General features: G+C 37.5%; 18 protein-coding genes and 1 pseudogene. 5 read left to right on the forward strand and 14 right to left on the reverse strand.

All coding sequences use genetic code 11. From position 1 onward, the window contains the following. Positions 1-211 precede the first annotated feature (211 nt). A pseudogene (locus AsAng_RS29990) lies at positions 212-415 on the forward strand (alkylphosphonate utilization protein); the annotation flags it as partial. Positions 416-437: 22 nt separating this feature from the next. Here the strand turns inward: AsAng_RS29990 and AsAng_RS00425 are convergent. The 6 genes from AsAng_RS00425 to AsAng_RS00450 form a co-directional block, all read right to left on the reverse strand. Beyond that, positions 438-1,241: an alpha/beta hydrolase gene (locus AsAng_RS00425; protein ID WP_264790792.1), complete on the reverse strand. Its 804-nt coding sequence runs from the start codon at positions 1,239-1,241 to the stop codon at positions 438-440. Between the two features lie 5 nt (positions 1,242-1,246). Next, positions 1,247-2,032, reverse strand: coding sequence for a hypothetical protein (locus AsAng_RS00430; RefSeq protein WP_264790793.1), 786 nt, complete (start codon positions 2,030-2,032; stop codon positions 1,247-1,249). A 10-nt stretch (positions 2,033-2,042) separates the two neighbouring features. After that, positions 2,043-2,921, reverse strand: coding sequence for a 5-oxoprolinase subunit C family protein (locus AsAng_RS00435; RefSeq protein WP_264790794.1), 879 nt, complete (start codon positions 2,919-2,921; stop codon positions 2,043-2,045). Beyond that, positions 2,914-3,630, reverse strand: a complete 717-nt coding sequence (gene pxpB / locus AsAng_RS00440; protein WP_264790795.1) for a 5-oxoprolinase subunit PxpB — start codon at positions 3,628-3,630, stop codon at positions 2,914-2,916. The genes AsAng_RS00435 and pxpB overlap by 8 nt, the downstream gene beginning before the upstream one ends. A gap of 97 nt (positions 3,631-3,727) precedes the next feature. Then, positions 3,728-4,441 carry a 5-oxoprolinase subunit PxpA gene (locus tag AsAng_RS00445; protein WP_264790796.1) on the reverse strand — a complete coding sequence of 238 codons (714 nt, stop codon included), beginning with the start codon at positions 4,439-4,441 and terminating at the stop codon, positions 3,728-3,730. Between the two features lie 139 nt (positions 4,442-4,580). Then, positions 4,581-5,747, reverse strand: coding sequence for a lipocalin-like domain-containing protein (locus AsAng_RS00450; protein WP_264790797.1), 1,167 nt, complete (start codon positions 5,745-5,747; stop codon positions 4,581-4,583). A gap of 425 nt (positions 5,748-6,172) precedes the next feature. Here AsAng_RS00450 and AsAng_RS00455 point away from each other — a divergent pair, with 425 nt between their 5' ends. Then, positions 6,173-7,078: a helix-turn-helix domain-containing protein gene (locus tag AsAng_RS00455; RefSeq protein ID WP_264790798.1), complete on the forward strand. Its 906-nt coding sequence runs from the start codon at positions 6,173-6,175 to the stop codon at positions 7,076-7,078. Between the two features lie 84 nt (positions 7,079-7,162). Next, positions 7,163-10,312 (forward strand): bifunctional cytochrome P450/NADPH--P450 reductase, encoded by a 3,150-nt coding sequence (locus tag AsAng_RS00460; protein WP_264790799.1) that lies wholly within the window; start codon positions 7,163-7,165, stop codon positions 10,310-10,312. A gap of 180 nt (positions 10,313-10,492) precedes the next feature. Here AsAng_RS00460 and AsAng_RS00465 read toward each other — a convergent pair whose 3' ends face one another. The 6 genes from AsAng_RS00465 to AsAng_RS00490 form a co-directional block, all read right to left on the reverse strand. Further along, positions 10,493-11,704 (reverse strand): Nramp family divalent metal transporter, encoded by a 1,212-nt coding sequence (locus AsAng_RS00465; RefSeq protein WP_264790800.1) that lies wholly within the window; start codon positions 11,702-11,704, stop codon positions 10,493-10,495. A 26-nt stretch (positions 11,705-11,730) separates the two neighbouring features. Then, positions 11,731-12,258, reverse strand: coding sequence for a hypothetical protein (locus tag AsAng_RS00470; protein WP_264790801.1), 528 nt, complete (start codon positions 12,256-12,258; stop codon positions 11,731-11,733). Between the two features lie 33 nt (positions 12,259-12,291). Beyond that, positions 12,292-12,642, reverse strand: coding sequence for a 5-carboxymethyl-2-hydroxymuconate Delta-isomerase (locus tag AsAng_RS00475; RefSeq protein WP_264790802.1), 351 nt, complete (start codon positions 12,640-12,642; stop codon positions 12,292-12,294). Positions 12,643-12,747: 105 nt separating this feature from the next. Further along, a complete protein-coding gene (locus AsAng_RS00480; RefSeq protein ID WP_264790803.1) occupies positions 12,748-14,277 on the reverse strand; it encodes an AMP-binding protein in 1,530 nt (509 codons plus the stop codon). Between the two features lie 227 nt (positions 14,278-14,504). After that, positions 14,505-15,389 carry a dihydrodipicolinate synthase family protein gene (locus AsAng_RS00485; RefSeq protein ID WP_264790804.1) on the reverse strand — a complete coding sequence of 295 codons (885 nt, stop codon included), beginning with the start codon at positions 15,387-15,389 and terminating at the stop codon, positions 14,505-14,507. A 17-nt stretch (positions 15,390-15,406) separates the two neighbouring features. After that, the gene (locus AsAng_RS00490; RefSeq protein ID WP_264790805.1) at positions 15,407-15,865 is read right to left on the reverse strand and encodes a cupin domain-containing protein; all 459 of its coding nucleotides are present in this window, start codon (positions 15,863-15,865) and stop codon (positions 15,407-15,409) included. A gap of 89 nt (positions 15,866-15,954) precedes the next feature. On the opposite strand from AsAng_RS00490, the gene pdxR reads away from it, so the two are divergent. After that, the gene (pdxR, locus tag AsAng_RS00495; RefSeq protein ID WP_264790806.1) at positions 15,955-17,361 is read left to right on the forward strand and encodes a MocR-like pyridoxine biosynthesis transcription factor PdxR; all 1,407 of its coding nucleotides are present in this window, start codon (positions 15,955-15,957) and stop codon (positions 17,359-17,361) included. A 316-nt stretch (positions 17,362-17,677) separates the two neighbouring features. Continuing rightward, entirely contained in the window at positions 17,678-17,944 is a 267-nt protein-coding gene (locus AsAng_RS00500) for a hypothetical protein (RefSeq protein WP_264790807.1), read from the forward strand. A 26-nt stretch (positions 17,945-17,970) separates the two neighbouring features. Here AsAng_RS00500 and AsAng_RS00505 read toward each other — a convergent pair whose 3' ends face one another. Both AsAng_RS00505 and AsAng_RS00510 read right to left on the reverse strand, forming a co-directional pair. Further along, the gene (locus tag AsAng_RS00505) at positions 17,971-18,813 is read right to left on the reverse strand and encodes an SDR family NAD(P)-dependent oxidoreductase (protein ID WP_264790808.1); all 843 of its coding nucleotides are present in this window, start codon (positions 18,811-18,813) and stop codon (positions 17,971-17,973) included. Positions 18,814-18,865: 52 nt separating this feature from the next. Then, positions 18,866-20,038 carry a lipase family protein gene (locus AsAng_RS00510; RefSeq protein WP_264790809.1) on the reverse strand — a complete coding sequence of 391 codons (1,173 nt, stop codon included), beginning with the start codon at positions 20,036-20,038 and terminating at the stop codon, positions 18,866-18,868. Between the last annotated feature and the right edge of the window lie 115 nt (positions 20,039-20,153).

Here is a 20,153-nt window from a genome sequence, read left to right on the forward strand (position 1 = left end):
TTTGATAGAACTATAAATTCTATAGGAATAAAGGTACCTTTGTCCTAGTACTAAATGAATGAATTAAATAGTAAAATCAGCTATGGGAAATAAGAAAAAGAACGAAAATAACGAAGAGGATTATAATTACGATTATGACTATGATTATAATTACGACTATAGTTATAAAAAAGAAGGAGAGCAAGAAGTAGAAGAAGAGGAAGGAGCAACCGTCAAAGATAGCAATGGCAATGTATTAAAAGATGGCGATTCGGTGATGCCAATTAAAGACCTAAAAGTAAAAGGGGCTTCCTTAAACCTAAAGCGTGGAACAGTCATTAAGGGCATTCGTTTGACAGGGGATGACAATGCTGTTGAATGCCGCATTGGCAAAAAAACAATTGTCCTAAAAACAGCGTTTCTAAAAAAAAAATAAGCTGTATTTATAGCATTTTGAACTAAAGTATTTGCTTTAATGCAGTTAAATAATGTGCATTATTAGTCATTCCATTATGTCCTGCATTGGGCAATATAATGAGGCGATCTACTGGCTTAAAAAGTGCTTTTAATCTCAGCGAAGAATGAAGTGGAATAATAGCGTCCTTATCGCCATGAAAAATGGTGACAGGGGCTTTGATTTGGGGAATAAAAGTATAGGTTTCAAAACGATATTTTAACAAAAAAGTAGGCGCTAAGGGATAATGTTGTTGCATCATGTCTACCAAACTATAATAAGGAGCTTGCAGAATTAGCTGTTGGGGGTGGTTTTGGGCGGCTAACCTTGCTGCGGTAGCTGTTCCTATCGAATACCCCAGTAGCGTTATTTGAGATTCGGGATACTTATTTTTTACCCAATTGTAAGCCAGTTGGCTATCCTCATAAAACTGTTGTTCGCTGTTGATTTTTCCCGTACTTTTTCCATATCCTCTATAGTCCAGCAAAAAAATATCATAACCCAAATTTGTGTAAGTTGGAGCTATTTGTCCCCAAGATTCGAGGGAGCCAGCATTGCCATGCAAATATAAAATGACTCCCTTGGCAGAATCAGATCGAAATAATAAGCCGTGTAGATTGTGCTGATCGCTGGTTGATAAAGTCACCTCTTCAAAATTGCCCTCAAAATTAAATGCAGTAGTAGCAGGCAGTGTTGAGGGAAAAAAGATCAGACGTTCTTGATAACTATATAGACCTATACAAATAAGAAGATAAAGTAGACTACCTACGAATAGGGTTCGAAGGATTATTTTTTTTAATACTTTCATGGTTTTTAAGTTGGCAGCCCCATTAAATACATTTTATTACCAGCCTTTCCTTTGATGGTGCCTTTTTCCCATTTATACCCTTCCTTTGGGAGCTCTCCTAATAATTCATCCCAATCTGCTAAGGTATAGGTTCTTGCATTAGAAACAGCTCCATCCCAAGCAATAAAAATAGGCAGGAGAGGAATAAGGTAAGTAAAGACCAGTTGTTTCCATGTCAATGGTCGAACAAAAGGAGTGAGCAAGAAAACCATAATAAAAGAAGTGGGAATGGCGAGCCACCAAAGCACAAAAGGCATGCTATTGTCACTGATTTCAAAGATGCAGATGGGTTGTTTGTCTTTTTGTGCATCTAATAAAATGCGTTTGGCAATTGCAGGTTTCATGTGGTGCATGCTACAAATCATGGTACGAATACCTTTGCGCTTTTTTTCTACTTGAGTAGCATCAACAGGAGTGGTTAAGTAAGAAAGATGAGGATCATTTTGGGCATTAATAAGGGCAGCGGCTTCTTTATTGGGATAGAGGTCGGTTAGGGTCAAAGAGAGCTTAGAAAAACCGTGTTTCTGCTCTAATAATTCTTTTACCCTTGGCATTGGACCACCAGCGCCAGAACAGAGATCAATAATATTGGTGTGTTGAGTTTCTTTTAGTACCCCAGCCAATAATTCGGCTAAGTCCTCAGCAGAGCCTAAGAATTTATGGATGGATATAATATAACGAGTCATGCAGCTTCTCAAAAAATTGGGAAACCAATGAAAGTCCTCAAACTCAAATAGATGGATGCGTTTCATGTTTTTTGAATTAAATTATTAAAGAAAAGCAAATTTTATCGTTGGGCTTTAATTGCGCCACAGCGTCCAAGTCTTCACTATAAATATTGGCAATACGGGGATAGCCTCCTGTAGTTGGTGCATCTTTGAGGAGTATAATCGGTTGCCCTGCATTGGAAATTTGAACCGTACCAGGAACAATACCTGAGGAAATTAATTCCTGAGAGGATGTGAAGTTGAACAACCTTGTGCTTAAGCGATAGCCCATTCGATTAGAATGATTAGAAATGGAATGCGCTGTACCAAAAAACGCAGCAATAGCAGTTCTCGAAAATTGCTCAAACTCAGGACCTATTGTCACCCGAACAGTTATTTTAGAGGGATAAATAGGGCGTTTTTCTTTTGGATAGTTTCTTAATGGGCTAATTTTTTTGGTGTAAATCATAAATTGGCTATCCTTTTTTAGAATGCTATTGGAAGGTAGTGCTTGTCCATTGTGAAGTATTGGGCTATAACTAGATAACCACTTGTTGATGCTCCAAGTTCCTCCAACCGCTAAATAAGCTCGGCATCCTGAAAGAATAGGTCCAAAACTCAGTATAGAATTTTTGGGAACGGGGATCGTTTGGTACATTGGAAGTGCTTGACCGTTTAAAAGAGGGGAAATATGTGCTCCTGTTAAAGCAATTTGACAGGATTTACTAATTCGAATCGTAGGTCCCAGTAAGGTGATCTCCAGCAGGGGGGCATCGGTTGGATTTCCAACCAACCAATTGGCAATGTCAGCAGAAGATTGATCCATGGCACCACCAATAGGAATACCAAACTGTTGGTAACCCAAGCGACCTTTATCCTGTACGGTTGTTTGTAATCCAGCTTGCTGGAAATGTAAAATACTTGTTTTACTCATAAATACTTTTCCAGTTAAATTGTTGGGTCAAAATAGCCTGTTCTATTTGTTCAAAAGTGCGACTAGAGATGGCTTTAAATTGCACTAGATCGCCAGGATGCAACAAAAAAGGTTGCTTTTGATCGGGGTTGAACACAGGAATTGGCGTTTGACCAATAATCTGCCAACCTCCAGGGGAGGAGCTAGGGTAAATTCCTGTTTGTTGTCCTGCTAAACCAACAGCACCCTTAGGGATTTTTAGCCTAGGTGTTGGTTTTCGGGGGCAAGCAAGCGCCAATGGAACCTTTCCTAAATAAGCAAATCCAGGTAAAAAGCCAAGCATATAAACTTGAAATGGGGCTTGAGAATGGAAGTCAATTAATGTTTGTTTTGACAAACCAGTATGGCGCAGTACCCAATCCATATCCAGCGCAAAGGGTGGCTCGTAACAAACAGGAAGGACTATTTTTTTTGTATTCGTGGAGGTGGAAGAGAGTGAATGAGTTGGTGTCCATTCAAGAATATGTTTACGCAAAACTTCAAAAGAAAGGAACTTGGGATCATACAGAATCGTCAATGAATTATAGGCAGGAATACTAGCTTTAACTCCTTCCAAAGAAGCATTGTTTAAGTACGCATTTAGTGCCATCACCTGTCGATTGACATTGGGATTAATCTGGGCTGCAAATTCTACCAAAATGGCTTGATTTCCGTATGGTTTGATGGTCATTGGAGGTCAAAATTGTTGGTTTTGCTCATCAATATACAAAAGTGTTTGCAAATAAGGGTATTTGAGACTCTAAATCGGGCTTACCAAACTTTAGTACTTAAAGTACCTTTTTTAGCGCTTTTAGAATGGCGGGAGCAGCAGGGTTGTCACCATGAATACAAATACTTTGAGCTTGGATTGTAAACTCACCCTTAGGCGTTTTTACCTTTTGGTGCTCGATGATGTTTACTACTTGCTCGACAGCTAGACTAGGAGTTGTAATTACTGCATTTTCTTGGGAACGGGGCATTAATTGCCCTTGATCGTTGTATTGTCGATCGGCGAAGGCTTCAGCAATAAAGGGAATGCCCTGTTGTTGGGCAAAAGTGGCTAAAGGGCTATTGGCAAGCCCCATCAAAGAAAGTTTTTTATCAATGCGTTGTATGGCTTCAATTACTGGAAGCGCTTCTGTTTGATGAATAGCCATTTCATTGTATAGCGCACCATGAGGCTTGACATAACTGAGTTGCCCCCCTAGGCTCTCTACCATTCCCTTGATGGCAGCAACTTGGTAGCCAATATTTGCCCTTAGTTCAGCAGCAGACAAAACCATTTTGCGCCGTCCAAACCCCACCAAATCAGGATAGGAGGGATGAGCTCCAATCCGCAAATTATAACGAATGGCTTGTTGAATGGTTTGTTCAATATGGAGTGGGTCTCCTCCATGAAAACCACAGGCAATATTACAGGAAGAGATATAAGGAAAAATGTTTTTGTCATTTCCTATTTTGAACTGGCCATAGCTTTCGCCCATATCACAATTAATATCCATTGCAAGAATGATTTTGGTTATAAATTTATAAAATTGCCATGCTTCGCTAAAATAGAAGTTGGACTTTTATAGAAAGCATAAAAGTCCAACCTCTAAAGCCAAAACCGAGATGTTCTAGAAATTTTACAAGTCGATCTTTTTATTTTTGATTGGGTTTTCCAAAATACATCAACTCCCAAACCGCTTTAGAACTTTCGTGCGTTTCAATTAATTGATCGTTTTTATAAACTTTTATTTTGGACTTGCCAATCATTCTAAAGTAAGCACCATCAAATTTCGTAAATAATCGAGCCAAGCATAATTTAAATTTACTTTTAATGGAGGTCTCTAACAAATCTACCTCTACCAAACTTCGTTCTCTATACAAATAATATTCATAACGATAAGGATCGTCAGGAGCATCATAAATAAAAATAAGATCATCACTAACATCTTTGTGTAAGGTAGGGTGCATCTTGCCATAAGTTTGATACATAGTTACCTTTGAGCCATCATCTGCAACAGTTTTGCCATCTTTTGAAATATTAAAGACCACTACATTCTCTTTGTTATATTCTTTTTCTGTAATCATTTCAGAAGCAATGAGCGTGTATGGACCAATTTCAGCTCTAGACCAATACCAATGGTTGAATAATTTGGCGGTGTTTTTATTGCCCCAGTTGTGGTCGTGGTAACAAGAGCCTTTTACTTTGACGTCTTTTTTTTCTTTTTTGAGGGTATAATCTATTTCTACTTCCCCTTTAGGAACAGGTACTAACCAAGCAAAATAATCCTTTTTTTCTTCTCCAAAAAAGATATGTCCAGTTTGGGGGCGCCAGCTCTCTGTTGTTCGGCGAATTTTGGCGGTAAGTTGAATATCTTCATCGTCAAAATGAATTTCATATTCTTTGAGGTTGCCTTTAAAATAATTATTATCAATCTTAACATGGCAGCTATCTTTTGAGCTGCTAAATTGGTCAGCGTCACCAAAGTATTCTTTAATAAATGCTGTTCCATCAGGTCGATCAATCGTTAAGGTTACCAAAGGAGTTAGCCCTTTGTTGAAGTTTACAAATGACTTGGTATAAAAGACAATAACCATGGTAGAGCCATCGTCTAAATGTGCATCAAAGTACCACCACTCATAAGTTTTCTTTTTCCCTGTTGTGCGCATGCCATCTTCCCATTTTTCAGGGATATTGCCAGCTCGTAAATTCAGTGCCGAATAATTTTTGCTGAGTTCAGCAAGAGGGGTGGGAGGGGCTTGCCCAAATGTAAGGGAGCTAAACAATAAAAGAAATAGTAAAGCCGTAGCAAATGTTTTCATTTTAGGTGTGTTTTAATGTGAAGTTGTTATAACTGAATAAATAGTTCTAAGCGGCAAGATATAAAACTACTTTCTAAAACAAATCTATTATTTTATATAATTAATGAAAGTGGGCTATTGTTAGGGGATTGGGGGCCTAAATGGGTATCATTTCCTTTGTAGGTAGAAGTATTGCCAAAACACAAAGCATTCAGCAAATCGTGTATAAAGGCTATAAATGAGTAAAAAGTATTCAATTATAATGCATTTGTATACAAATCTATCCTCAAGACTATCTAAATTTGTACCAATAAATATTCTTATTATAAGAAACAAATAAATGAAGATAGGATCTAGGGTTATGCCTTCTCCCTAAAACAGTAGTCATTTACAGCATTGTTGGGTGATTTTTATAAACACAAAATAGTATTGATTAGGAGTTGAATATGGAACCAATTTATATTAAAACATTGGCTGATTTGCATGCAATTATTGGATATAAAGAACCTAAACATCCTTTAATTTCGGTATTAAATTTTGCGGAGTCAAACTTTACAACAGACCTTATTGAGGTAGAATTATTAAGCCCCTTTTATATTATCCTGCTATATAATAAAATAATTCATTCCAGCTTTTCGTATGGTCGCAAGAATATAGATTTGAAAGAAGGAACACTAGTGGTTTTGCGCCCTGATCAAATTGTTCAAGTATATGAGATTTTTACGCAGGAAGAGGTAGAAGTGTGGGGGATTATTTTTCATCCAGATTTGATTCGTTCGTCACTGATTTACGAGCAAGTGATACAATACAATTTTTTGGCTTATAATTTAAATGAGGCACTTGAAATTTCAGAACAAGAAGAAAAGATTATTCGAACAATTTTAGACAATATACTAGAGGAATACAGCCAGATTGATGACTATAGCACAACCATTTGGGTGAATCAAATCATTTTATTATTCACGTATATACAGCGGTTTTATGATCGGCAATTTATGGACAAAAAATTGGAGTATAGCAATAATATTATACGGTTTGAAAAAATTTTAAAGGCTTGTTTAAAAGCCTCAATTTTAGAAAAAAAAGGAATTCCAACAGTAGAACAACTCGCCAAAGAAATGAATTTGTCTAGAAATTATTTGGGCAATTTATTAAAAAAAGAAACAGGGAAAAGCACCCTAGAGCATATCCATTATCAAATCATTAATAAGGCTAAAACGTTGTTGGTTAATAGCAACGATTCGGTTGCCGAAATAGCGTTTCAATTAGGATTTGAATATGCTCAATATTTTAGTCGCTTATTTAAGAAAAAAGTTGGTGTAACTCCTTCCGAATATCGAAAGTTAGTATAAGTCCTGTTTGTTGATAAGAATAGGATTGGTTATAGTTATATCATTTTATATTTTAATAAAAAATATTTAATCAAAAATAATGTAATGATAAAGTCAAGCATTCCCACCCCTAAAACATTCCCATTATTGGGGAACCTTAAAAATATAAACCCCAAAGCGTTTAGCCAAAGTCTTTTTGAGATTGCTAAAGATTTTGAAGAAGGGAGAATTTATAAATTGATACTGCCCAATAATGATATGGTGATTGTTGGGTCTCAAGAATTGGTGCATGAAGTTTCAGACCCAAGCCGATTTGGTAAGAATACGAAGTTGTTTAAAGAAATACAAGGGCTGCTAGGTGACGGATTAGTTACCGCAGAAACCGAGAGCCTTGCTTGGGGAAAAGCACATCGCTTATTAATGCCAGCCTTTGGTCCTGTGGCGATTCGGAATTTGTTTCCACAGATGTTAGATATTGCAGAGCAAATGATGCTTAAATTTGAACGGATGGGAGCCGAGCATTCGTTTGATGTTTCTGAAGAAATGACCAAATTAACCTTAGACACCATTGCATTGTGTAGCTTTAATTATAGATTCAATAGTTTTTACTCGGAAGAGCTGCATCCATTTGTGGAATCAATGGTAGATAGTTTAAGTGAGATGGGGAAGCGTGCTGTTCGTTTTCCTCTTCAAACAAAATTGATGGTAAAAACCAATCAAAAATACTTTGCGGATATTGATTATATGCATACTGTTGGTGCTGAAATTGTCCGAAATAGAAAAAAAGACCCCAAAAAAGACAAGTACAACGATTTGCTTAATATTATGCTGAATGGTGTTGATCCAATTAGTGGTGAACGCCTATCGGATGACAATATTAAAAACCAGATGATTACTTTCTTAATAGCAGGGCATGAAACCACTAGTGGCTTATTAACCTTTGCCATTTATGAGTTGTTAAATAACCCCAATAAACTAAAAAAAGCCCAAGAGGAGGTTCAACGTATCCTAGGGAATAACCAACCAACAATAGATCATCTTCCCCAATTAACCTATATAGACCAAGTCTTAAAAGAAACCCTACGTTTGCACCCCATTGCCCCCATGTACACAATAGCTGCTTTAGAAGATACGGTGATTGGTGGCAAATACTTGGTCAAAAAAGACGAAAATGTAACGGTCTTAATAGGGTGGTTGCATCGAGATAAAGCAGTTTGGGGCGAAGATGTAGAAGCATTTAAGCCCGAACGATTTGCTATCGAAAATGCAGAACAATTGCCAGAAAATTGTTTTAAACCTTTTGGAAATGGGAAACGAGCTTGTATTGGTCGCTTCTTTGCTATGCAAGAGGCCGTATTAGCGTTGGCGATGTTGCTGCAACGTTTTGACCTTAAAAAAGACAATCCCAATTATAATTTAAAAATAAAAGAGGCGATTACCATCAAGCCTGATAATTTTAGAATTCGGGTCGAAAGAAAAGAAGAGGTCGCTATTGTTGCTCCATCGCTCAATCCATCAGAAACGATTGCCAATAACAAAACTAAGCAAGTGATTAATAAGAATGGAAAACCACTGTTAATTTTGTTTGGATCCAATACAGGATTATCGGAAGGTTTTGCACACAAAATTTATCAAGAGGCTACCGAGTATGGCTATCAACCCACGCTAGGGGCAATGGATGATTATGTGAATCGATTGGATAAAGATATACCCGTTGTTATTGTCACTGCTTCTTATGAAGGAAAACCGCCGAGGAACGCTGTGAAATTTATGGATTGGTTGGAAAATGGAAATGTATCTTCTTTAGCAGGAATACAATATGCTGTTTTGGGTTGTGGGCATAAAGATTGGCTTAAAACCTATCAAGCCATTCCCATAAAAGTGGATCAATTGTTATCAAAGTGGGGAGGCAAAGCATTGATAGAGCGGGGCGCTTTGAATGGTGCTACAAATGTCTATGGTGATTTTGACAAATGGCAGGATCAATTTTGGGAAAAAATGCCTAAGGGAAAGACCGAAAAACAAGGATTCTCTGTCGTGGTTTCCAACAATCGTTTAGAAACATTGGAACAAAAGGTATTGCGGCAGGGAGTTATTATAGAAAACAAAGAATTGGTCGATATGACGCATCCGCTTGGACGTTCTAAACGACATATAGAAATTGAATTGCCCAAAGATATGCCATATCAATCAGGGGACTATTTGTCTATTCTACCAAGTAATCCCAAAGAAAATATTGAACGTATTTTTCAACGGTTAGGATATACTATTGATACACAAATAACCATTCAGGCTGCTGATGCACAACTGTTCCATTTACCAGTAGGTTATCCTGTTGCTTTGTTCGATATTTTTACCAATTATGTAGAATTAGGACAGCCAGCAACTCAAAAGCAAGTGGAATTATTGGCTTCATATTGTCCTTGCCCGCCTGAAAAAAACGCTTTAATAAAACTAACGGACGAAAGCATTTACACAGAAGAAGTACTGCATAAGCGAGTCAGTGTCTTAGACCTATTAGAATGTTATGCGTCTATTGATATTCCTTTAGAACAATTGTTAAAAATACTACCACCACTAAAACCTCGTTTATATTCCATTGCTTCATCTCCTTATTGGGATGATCAAAAAGTAGCCTTAACTGTTGCAGTGGTTGATGCGCCTGCTTGGTCTGGGCAAGGGCAGTATAAGGGCGTGGCATCAAATTATTTAGCTCATTTGCCAGTAGGAGGACAGGTGCAGATTGATACCCAGCCAGCAACTAGTGCTTTTCATCTTCCGACCGATCTTTCAGTGCCTCTTATTATGATTGCAGCAGGTAGTGGGATTGCCCCTTTTAGAGGCTTTGTTCAAGAGCGTTCTATCCAAAAGCAAAAAGGAAATTCAGTAGGAGAAATTGTTTTGTTTTTTGGCTGCGACCATCCTGAGGTTGATGCTTTGTACATGGATGAATTTTGCCAATGGGAGCAAGAGGAAGTTGTTCAAGTATTTAGGGCTTATAGTGCTTTGGAAGAAGGAGATATAAAGTTTGTTCAACATAAGTTGTGGGCTGAGCGTAAACGGGTTTATGAGTTGCTTCAAAAGGGGGCAAAAGTGTTTGTTTGCGGAGATGGAAAATACATGGCTCCTGCTGTCCAAAAAACATTTATTGATATTTATAAGGCTTGCGCTAAGGTATCTAGAGAGGAGGCCAAGGTTTGGTTGGATGGCATCCAAAAAGAAGGCTTGCGCTATGCGACAGATATTTTTATTTAAAAGGATAGAATCATTGGCATAAGGTTTTGCGATGGCAAATTGGATAACTTGAAGGTAGCTGCCTTCAAGTTATCAATGCTAATGATCTCATGAAATAGAGGAATAGCAGATTATTAAATCACGATTAGGGTGTTTGATGTATGTTTAGTTAATGACAAATTTATCCCAACTAAAAATGCGCTAGAACCAACCAATTGCTGCCAAAATTCCCTTTGTACCTAACAGTAAGGTAGTAAGGATGATAAGCATAGCCAGACAATTGACCACTTGGGAGTTAACCTGCTTTCCCATAATTGTTTTGTCATTCATTACCCAAAGTAAAAATAGTGCAATAATTGGCAACAAAAGCCCATTAGAAATCTGAGCAAATAAAATAACTAGCGTAGGTTTGAACCCAAGACAAGAAAAAATAAGACCAATCAACAATACAAGCATCCAAGTCAACCTAAAATTCGCTGCGGTTAACTTCTTTTCCCAACCCAATATTTCAGAAGTGGCAAAGGCTGCTGCTAGGGGAGCTGTAATGGCTGAAGAAAGCCCTGCTGCAAAGAAACCCAGCGATAAAAAAAGACCAGCCCAATTTCCCAACAAAGGAACCAATCCTTTTGACAAATCTTGGGCACTTTGTATTGTAGTAGTGCTTGTGTGGACTGTTGCAGCAGCAGTAATCAAAATCGCCATTGTAATTAATCCTCCCAATAGAATAGAAAAAGTTAAATCCCAATGTGCATCTTTTAGATTTTTATTGGCTGCCCAGCGTTTTTGGCTGGAAGATGCATGGAGAAATAAATTGTAAGGAACAACGGTCGTTCCAATCAAGCCCATTACCATCAATAAGGAGTTATTAGGCAAAGAAGGGCAGCATAAGCCCGCTAAAATAGCTCCCAAATTGGGGCGAACAGCGATTGCTGCCACCAAAAATATGAATCCCATTGAAGCCACTAACAGGACTAAAAAACGTTCAATAAATTGATACTTCCCAATCCATAAGACCAGCAAAGCAATAGCTCCAATTAAGATGACCAATGGATTGAAAGGGTAACTGGGAAAATAATCATTAAACCCTAATACCGCTCCTGTGATATTGCCTGCTTCATAAGCTGCATTACCAATCAGAATAGCTCCAATAACTAAAATAGCAGCCCCCATTTTCAAAATAGGGTTTTGTATTTTTATGCGTAAAGCTTGCCCTATTCCCATGCCTCCAATTACCCCCAAACGAGCAGCCATTTCTTGTAGTATATAAGTAGCAACAACAGAAAAGAGGACAGCCCAAAGCAAGGTGTAACCATAACTGCTGCCTGCAAGCGTAGCAGTAGTGATGGTACCAGGGCCAATAAAGGCTGCGGCAACCATTGCTCCAGGACCTATTTTTTTGAATTGAGAAAGCATAGTAATTGATGGATTAGAGCCAGTGATTAGTCCTCCAAAAGAGCAGCATAATCGTCATCTTTGAATAAGGCTAGGTTATCGTTGACAAGATCTGTTTGCCCCGAAAAAACAACTTTGGTACCATCAATTATTCCATCTCCTAATTCCGAAGAGAAGGTTCTAGTATCTAGGTTGATTTCAAAAACGAGTTGTTGGGAAGAAGCGCCTTTTATGGGAGCATTTCCTTGCAAAGAGGCTAGCGGAGGCAACATCCCTTCAAATTTCATTAACAAGCCTTCTACTCTACCGTCGTATTCTCTAACTCCCAATAACCAAGATTCATCGTGCCCTGATTTGCTATAAATACCAACACAGTCTGACAATTGTAGCGCTTTAGGAAGAGAAGCTACTTTGGGTTTGCTATTGGTTGTTTTTGGGGCAGGGGGAGTTGGACTAGTAGCCGTGGAGGGTTCTGTTACTTTTACGGTTGCCGTATTGGTATTGGGTGCTTTTTCGGTTTCTGTACAGGCTTGAAGCACAAGAAGTGTAAGAAGCAATAAAATGCTATTTTTCATAATAAGAGTTAAATGATTTTAAATGTTAAATACTTATACCATGGATTTATTACAATAAGTCGATTTTTCAAAATCCCTAATGTTGATTGAAATGACAGGGACATCGGGAAACATTTTCTTTAGCTGACTAACAATTTGCCGAGAAAGGTTGCTTTTTTGCGCTGTATTTCGCCCCTCCATAATGTTCGCAAAAACATGGATAAAATCATCTTTTGTATTACCTATATTATAATAAGCAGGTTTAAAAGGAGTAATTCGCACCTTAATGTCCCCCGCTGCAAATAAATTGGTAGCCGCTGCTGTATCATAGACCAATTGCATGATTTTTTCAGGATTTTGCTGTTCAATTATTTGTTCAGAACAATCAATTACAAAATGTGGCATAGTGTATCGTTTATTCACTGATCTTAGGCAAATGGAATGGTTTTGTTACTTCTGTCGTAAATTAAAAAACAAAACATCTAAGTTGAGGTAAGATCAGTTGATGAGTTAAAATAGTTTTTTCTTATTTGTTTTTCCCAAAGCAGTAACAGGAATGTGGTCAATAAAAACAATTTCTTTGGGCATTTGATGTCGGGCTGCATGGTCTTTTAACCATTCTTGGAGGTTTGATTGATCGAGTACTTGTTGCGGTTTTAAAACCACAAATGCTTTCAGTCGTTGTCCAAACTCTGGATCAGAAATACCAATAACAGCAGTTTGCTGAATCGCATCATGTTGCAATAAGATATGTTCTAATTCTACAGGATAAACATTTTCTCCCCCAGATACAATTCGGTCGTCCACTCGTCCACAGAGAAAGTAATACCCTTGTTCGTTCTGATAAGCTAAATCCCCTGTAGGTATCCAACTATCTGTTGTGTTTTTCATGCCCCAACTACTTCTTACAGATAGCGCCCCAACCGTTCCTATAGCGACTTCTTGTTGGTTGTTATCTAATAATTTAAGTTGAACCCCTCTAATTTTTTTGCCAATTGTATTGGCATGTAATTTTAAATCTTCTGTAGTTGCCATAATGCAAAACCCTGCCTCGGAAGTTCCATACAGGTTGGCTAAATCATGTTTTAACAGCTTAAACGTCCGTTGTACCAAATTAGGATTTAGTGGCGCTCCGCCAGAAATAATAAGACGAGTGTAAATAAGTTCTAATTTACTTTGTTGGAGCAGCCGATCCAAAATTAAGGGAACTAAAATGAGTACTTGAACTCTATGTTTGAGTAATAAAGAAGTCGTTTTTTGCGCTTTAAAACGTTTGGTTAGCACAATCTTAACTCCCAGTGTAAGGGAAACCAAAAGTGCTGCCATTCCAAAACCATGATAAATAGGTGTAGCAATATAAGCAGATTGATAAGTGCCTAGATTCAATTGGTTGAGTAAGGCAAAAAAGGGATTTAAAAAGTTAGAAACAGCAGGTTTCCGAACGGCAGTCTTAAACGCTCCAGTTGTTCCGCCTGTTAGGATAATTAATTTTCCAGCACTGCTTTTTTTTAGGTTGATTTTTTTCGTGGGCGTTTCGGTTGATAAACCTTGGATAGAATCAAAGGTTATGTGCTGACTGAGTAGCGTTTTTTTATCAAAATTGGAACGATGCACCATCTCCCAAACTTCTAGATCATAAATGACACAATCAAAATTATGTTCATCTAATAAGTCATTAAATTGCGCACTCGTCATTTCTATATTGAGCAAATAAGCATCTGCACCCAAACAAGAGAGTGCAAACAATGACTTGACTAATGGGCTGTGGTTGCGACAAAGTAAGGCGACCTTCTTATGCGGGTGAATAGCGTGTTTTTCTTTTAGATTAACAGCTAATTGTTGTGTTTCTTTATAAAGATCTTGATAACTAATGGATTGATAGTCATCTATGATGGCAGTTTCAGAAGGGTAGCTGCGAGCAGCGAATTCAAGTAGAGCCATTAGGTTGGTGCCTGTTCCGATTATGGAACGCAGTAAGCGATAGATTCCTACAGGAGTACTAATATTGGCTTGATATAATTTTTGGAAGGTTTGGAACATAATTACACTGAAACTAAAATCTTAGAAAAAGTAATTTGTTAAAGATAAGTAGTTCACACCAAATAACAACCATTTTTTAGTACAGATCTTTTTTACAACTGTAAAATCTGCGCTTAGATAATATTTGTGGATTATAGCAGCTACAATAGGCTTGACCCCCTATTAATTTACAAGATTGATAAATTAAAGGAGGTCAAGGAGCTAATGGTTCATTTTTAAGAGGTTAATTAAGAAATAGCTGCAAACAATAGTTGTTTTAGTTGCTCTTTATCCTTTTGAGATAAAGGCTTGAGAGGACTTCTTAAGTGCCCACCTTTTTCTCCAAGCAGTTCTAATCCTGCTTGAACCGATCTAGGAAGCCCCTTCTCAACAATAAATTTTAATAAATCTACTTGTTGGTAAAAGATGCGTTGAGCCTCCTCTAATTTTCCATTTTTGATGCACTGGTATAAGTTGATATTTAATTGCGGGATTAGATTGTGAGCAGCCGTGCACCACCCCGTAGCCCCTGCCACAAAAGCCCCTAATGCCAAAGGATTTGAGCCATTAAAAAAATCAACCTTCTCCCCAAGTACTTTCTTTAGATAATGCATGCGTTGGATATCGCCTGTACTTTCTTTAATCATAGTAACAGCGGGAATTGTTAGCAATCGTTCCAGCAGTTGGGGAGACATATCCACCCCACTAGTCGCAGGATTATTATAAGCCATGATAGGAATGCTAATGTTGTTCGCAACAGTTTGATAATGCTCATAAATTTCATCGTCTGTTAATTTCCAATAACTCATAGGAATAATCATAACAGCTTGAGCACCTAGCCGCTCTGCATGTTGGGCATGTTGAACCGTTTTTGCTGTGGTAAGGTTAGAAACTCCAACTAAGACAGGAACTCTACCGTTCACCTGTTCGATTGTAGCTTTTACAACCGCTTCTTTTTCATCATCACTTAAATAGGGTAGAACACCTGTGCTGCCTAGCGGAGCAATTGCATTTGCTTGATGGACAACTAGTCGCTCTACCAATGTCTTAAATAATGGGAGGTCAACTTTTTCTTCTTTTGTAAATGGCGTAATGGGATAAGCAATAATCCCCTTAAATATTGTTGTTTTCATAATAAATAGTTGGAGGGTTAATAATCTCTACCTTCTTCTTCTCGGAGTGCTACTCCTAAGTTTTGGAGTTGTGGCGCATTTTCAGCCGCAATATATTTAGCAGGCTGATCACTGCTCAAGTTACCATGTCGATGCCAAGCCCAAGAAGGAATGTAAACCGCATCTCCAGCTTTCCATTCTACTTTTTTATCTTCAACTTCTGTCCATCCTGTTCCCTCTATTACATACAATACCGTTTCATAAGTATGTCTGTGTTTGTTGGTAATTTGATTGGGCAATAGCCCCCCAATCGTTACACTGATGTTTTTCGTTGGCAAATCAATAAAAAATACAGGATGTTTTCTTTCTGTTGAAAATTGTTGATGTACGCCTGCTTGCTCTACATTTCTGTGGATAATATTTTCAGGCAAATGAGCAACTGGTCTAGCGAATGTTTGGTGAAAGTCTTTAGAACTAAACTCTTTTTTTGTGGACATAATTATATGTTTTTGTGAATAATTTATCCAAAGATAGCGTATCTTTGGTCTACTTAAATGATACAGTTTTTGCAAAAAATGATAGACCAATGAATAGGTTATGGTACTTTGATATTCAAATTAAGGAGGAGAATAAAAAAGCAGTTTATATACAAATCACAGATGCGATTATTGCAGCTATTAAGAATGGTCGTTTAAAACCGCAAGAGGCATTGCCCAGTACTCGAAAATTGGCAACAATAATTGGAGTCAATCGAAATACAGTACTTAAAGCATTGGACATTTTGATTGCAGAAGGTTGGTTGATTTCAAAAGATAGAATTGGCATTTTTGCAGCAAGTGTTAGCATTCAAGACCATCGTTCAAAGGATAAAAACTCAACTCTTGCTCCTGTCCATAAGAAAGCGGTTGTTGTCTTGGACGATGGCGTTCCTAATACGCAAATAGCCCCAATAAAAGAATTGGCGAGTGCTTATAGGCGAGTATTTAGTTTGAAATCTAGAAGAACAATTTTAGGGTATACAGGGAGTTTGGGCGGTTTGAAATTTAGAGCAATCATTGCTCAGATGCTGAACCACAGGAGAGGAATGCAAGTAAGTGATGATGAAATTTGTATAACTAGAGGAAGCCAAATGGCATTGTATTTAACGGCTCAATGTTTATTGACGGAAGGAGATCTTGTCTTGGTGGAATCGCCTGGGTATCGACCTGCATCTGCCGTATTTATAAATGCTGGCGCTCAGGTAATGCCTATAGAAGTAGATCAGGATGGTATTGTCGTAGAAAAGGTAGAACAAGCCATTCTAAAACATTCCAATATACAAGCCATTTATTTAACCCCTCATCATCAATATCCAACAACGGTTACACTGAGCCTCAAGAGAAGATTAAGGCTGGCTGAATTGGCACAAGCACATAACTTTATAATTATTGAAGACGATTATGATCATGAATTTCATTTTGATAATCGACCAATTTTGCCAATTGCTAGTTATATGGCAATCAAACATTATATCTACATTGGTACGTTTAGTAAGATTGTGGCACCTGCTCTAAGAGTAGGGTATCTAGTGGCAAGTAGTGATTTTATTCAAAAGGTTGGTGCATTGAGGACAATTATTGACGTTCAAAATGATCCAATTATGGAGCAAGCTATCGTTGAATTGGTTAGAGAGGGGGCAATAAAACGGCACATTAAAAGAGCAGCGAAATATTATAAAGATAAGCGGCAATATTTTGAAGGCTTATTAAAGACTCATTTGGGGGACAAGGTTGACTATACTGTACCAACAGGAGGATTGGCTTTTTGGGTGCGTCCTAAAAAAGAGATAAAATTATCTGACTTAGTTGCCAACTTGGAAAAATCGAACCTTCAAATTAAGGATATTTCAAATTATAATTCTACGACTTTGGTTCAAGGCTTAAGGTTAGGGTATGGGAGTATTGAAAAAGAGGAACTAGAAATGGCCATCCTCCAATTGAGTAAATGTTTGTGATTCAAGGAGTATTATTGGGTTTAGAATGAACTTTTTGCCATTCAAGTTATTATTTAGATAAGATAAGCTTGTTTTTTATGCTACCCGACGGTTTTTAAAATTTAACAGAATGGGCTTTTTCTAGTCCTATCTTAGCCTTTAGATCGTTTCACGCTAAGTTGTAATTGGGCTCTAATATCTAATTAGCTAAGAGCAAAGCGATCTAAAAATAGATAAAAGCTGCCTCAATTTTAATTTTTACAAAAATCATCGGGTAGAGAACTTGTTTTTATAACGCTAAAATAAGCAATTCATTCAAAATAGATTAATGCCTAAGATGGAAAACTATAAAAGAAAATATCAACCAATCAATTGCTCTTTTCACGATCTACTGTTAGAGAAAGCTACGTTTAGGAAAACAGTTGAAATTATTTATTATTCTGTAAATGGTACAAGGCAAGAAACTTCCAGTATTATAAAAGATGTTTTTACCCAAAAAAGTGGTGAATTTATGTTGTTGAGCAATGAGGAACTTATTCGTCTAGATCATATCGTAAGTGTGGATGGTGTTCTATTGCCCGAAACAAGTTGTAATATTCAGTAATATTGAAGGAGTGATGAGGGAGTCCCTTAGCGTTTTTTTAGCAAAAGTGGTAACCAAAATTCCCAACTATTCCGAAATAAAAGAGAACCTAATTGCCCGAAAAACAACCACCACGGAGCAAACTTTCTGCGTTTTGTGTAGATTAATCGCCCAACAATTTTGGCAACGTGCTGAGGAGACATTGCAGGAGCTTTGGCATAGGCAGGAGTGGGAGCAATCATGCGTGTTTTTACCAAAGGTAAATAGACCGTAGAGCAAGAAATTTGATCTGATTTTAGTTCTAGAGAAACAGATCGAAACCATTGATCAAAAGCAGCCTTAGAGGCTTGATAGGCCGACCAATGCGGGGCTGGAATTAGCAGCACATTCACAGCAGAGATATTGATAATATGACCCTTGTTTTTTTTGAGCAAAGGAATCAGCGCTAACAGAAGTTGTACAGGTCCAAAATAATTGATGGCCATGGTACGCTGAAAATCGTGGAAACGTTCCAATGAATCATGGATCGAACGTTTGATAGAGTGCCCTGCATTGCTAATAACGATGTCTATCCCATTGTGCTGCTGTTTGAGATGATCTATTAGCAGGCAAACTTCCCTTTCTTGGCTCAGATCAACAGAATAAATACTTATGGTTGCTCCTAAGGCTTCCAATTTGGTTTTTAAGCGACGTAATTTACTGTCGGTACGAGCCACTAAAATTAAGTGCACGTTATTGCTGGCTAACTGATAAGCAATGGCTTCGCCAATGCCATAACTAGCCCCCGTTATGACAATATTTTTTTGACCAATTGCCTTTTTTAATTGCTTTGCAGAGCAATACTTAGGAGGAAACAAAAGATGTTCTAAAAGGCTGTAATGCTTTGCCATTGTATTGCTGTGTTGTTATCATTACTCCGTTAATTATAATATACATAAAGAACTAAAGATTTTCTGGAAGGTATTTCACCGTTAGGTTTTTATAATCTCTAGAAAAGTACTCTTTTAAAATGGCAACATAATAATTATAAGGTTTATGCTGATAGAAGTTGGGTTCTTGTTGGTAGTAATTCCCATCTTCTGCGGGCTTAATTTTAGATCGTTGTTTTTCTGTTAATTGTTCTGGATCAAGTATGATTTTAGGATAGGCAAATTGCTCTAATTCTCTGATATTTCCTACTTGATAATAATTAATATCTCGAACATAGTCTGGCATATCAACAGAACCATAAGAAGCCGAAACCATTTTTTCGAGCAAGCGATTGGAGGCATTGACATAATCCTTGAGATTTTTTTCAAATTTTCGGATCACCAGCTCCATTCCGAGCTTACGAATATCAAAAGACTCTTTGCCAAAAATCCAAGATTTGAGGCGTTCCTTGCTAAGTATTTTGCCCTTTTCTTGATAATGCATGGGCATAAAAGGTACCAAATCGGCTGGATTGATAATCGAATAACTCATATTATTTTCGCAGTAGCGTAGATGATATTCCTCCGAGAAGGCCTTATTACCACACATCGGATTGGCAAATGCATAAGTTTTGTAGACGTTCTTAGAAGATAACTTATTCTTAGGAAGATTTTCGAGATAGGCACGGGTCATATTGGCTAAGGCTCCTCCTTGGCTGTGTCCTGTAATCAAGATGTCATAAATACCTTGTTGATTGAGTTGTTGTATTTGATTGATAATAGTAGAGGAAAGTAATACAACAGCCAAGGCATAACCAGAATGGACAGCAGCAGCAGAATCTTGTGCAAAGCAATAGGCTTCTTCCTTTTTGTTCAACAGCATAACTCCTTTGGCAGGAATCATAGCAGAATACATATTCTCAATCCAACTTGAAATCTGATCGGTAGAACCTCTAAAATTAATCACTCCAATCTTTTCTTTGGTATAAACTTGAAACTTATTGTCCATACCAATAGTAGGAGAGCTAAAGATTTTTTTATAAGCTTTGGGTGTTATACTAGCATCCGATCCATAGAGGTTATTAAACGTGTAACTATTACACATTGCAATTAGTGCCTTTACCTCATCAGGATCAAATCCTTCTCTGAGCTGAGCCCATACATTACTGTTTATACCGAACAACAGAACAAATATAAAAAATCTCATTATAGTGCGTTTTGAAACAAAAAGGTTATTGGTTATTGACAACAATTCTAAAATCTTGCCAATTTAAATACGAAAAATCCTTGCCTGTATTGTCTATAAATTAAATTATAAGTTG

Source organism: Aureispira anguillae (assembly GCF_026000115.1).
Classification (GTDB): domain Bacteria; phylum Bacteroidota; class Bacteroidia; order Chitinophagales; family Saprospiraceae; genus Aureispira; species Aureispira anguillae.

Coding starts and splice junctions, on each gene's coding strand:
- AsAng_RS00425 (WP_264790792.1), bottom strand. CDS start 1,241: ATGAAAGTATTAAAAAAAATAATCCTTCGAACCCTATTCGTAGGTAGT.
- AsAng_RS00430 (WP_264790793.1), bottom strand. CDS start 2,032: ATGAAACGCATCCATCTATTTGAGTTTGAGGACTTTCATTGGTTTCCC.
- AsAng_RS00435 (WP_264790794.1), bottom strand. CDS start 2,921: ATGAGTAAAACAAGTATTTTACATTTCCAGCAAGCTGGATTACAAACA.
- pxpB (WP_264790795.1), bottom strand. CDS start 3,630: ATGACCATCAAACCATACGGAAATCAAGCCATTTTGGTAGAATTTGCA.
- AsAng_RS00445 (WP_264790796.1), bottom strand. CDS start 4,441: ATGGATATTAATTGTGATATGGGCGAAAGCTATGGCCAGTTCAAAATA.
- AsAng_RS00450 (WP_264790797.1), bottom strand. CDS start 5,747: ATGAAAACATTTGCTACGGCTTTACTATTTCTTTTATTGTTTAGCTCC.
- AsAng_RS00455 (WP_264790798.1), top strand. CDS start 6,173: ATGGAACCAATTTATATTAAAACATTGGCTGATTTGCATGCAATTATT.
- AsAng_RS00460 (WP_264790799.1), top strand. CDS start 7,163: ATGATAAAGTCAAGCATTCCCACCCCTAAAACATTCCCATTATTGGGG.
- AsAng_RS00465 (WP_264790800.1), bottom strand. CDS start 11,704: ATGCTTTCTCAATTCAAAAAAATAGGTCCTGGAGCAATGGTTGCCGCA.
- AsAng_RS00470 (WP_264790801.1), bottom strand. CDS start 12,258: ATGAAAAATAGCATTTTATTGCTTCTTACACTTCTTGTGCTTCAAGCC.
- AsAng_RS00475 (WP_264790802.1), bottom strand. CDS start 12,642: ATGCCACATTTTGTAATTGATTGTTCTGAACAAATAATTGAACAGCAA.
- AsAng_RS00480 (WP_264790803.1), bottom strand. CDS start 14,277: ATGTTCCAAACCTTCCAAAAATTATATCAAGCCAATATTAGTACTCCT.
- AsAng_RS00485 (WP_264790804.1), bottom strand. CDS start 15,389: ATGAAAACAACAATATTTAAGGGGATTATTGCTTATCCCATTACGCCA.
- AsAng_RS00490 (WP_264790805.1), bottom strand. CDS start 15,865: ATGTCCACAAAAAAAGAGTTTAGTTCTAAAGACTTTCACCAAACATTC.
- pdxR (WP_264790806.1), top strand. CDS start 15,955: ATGAATAGGTTATGGTACTTTGATATTCAAATTAAGGAGGAGAATAAA.
- AsAng_RS00500 (WP_264790807.1), top strand. CDS start 17,678: ATGGAAAACTATAAAAGAAAATATCAACCAATCAATTGCTCTTTTCAC.
- AsAng_RS00505 (WP_264790808.1), bottom strand. CDS start 18,813: ATGGCAAAGCATTACAGCCTTTTAGAACATCTTTTGTTTCCTCCTAAG.
- AsAng_RS00510 (WP_264790809.1), bottom strand. CDS start 20,038: ATGAGATTTTTTATATTTGTTCTGTTGTTCGGTATAAACAGTAATGTA.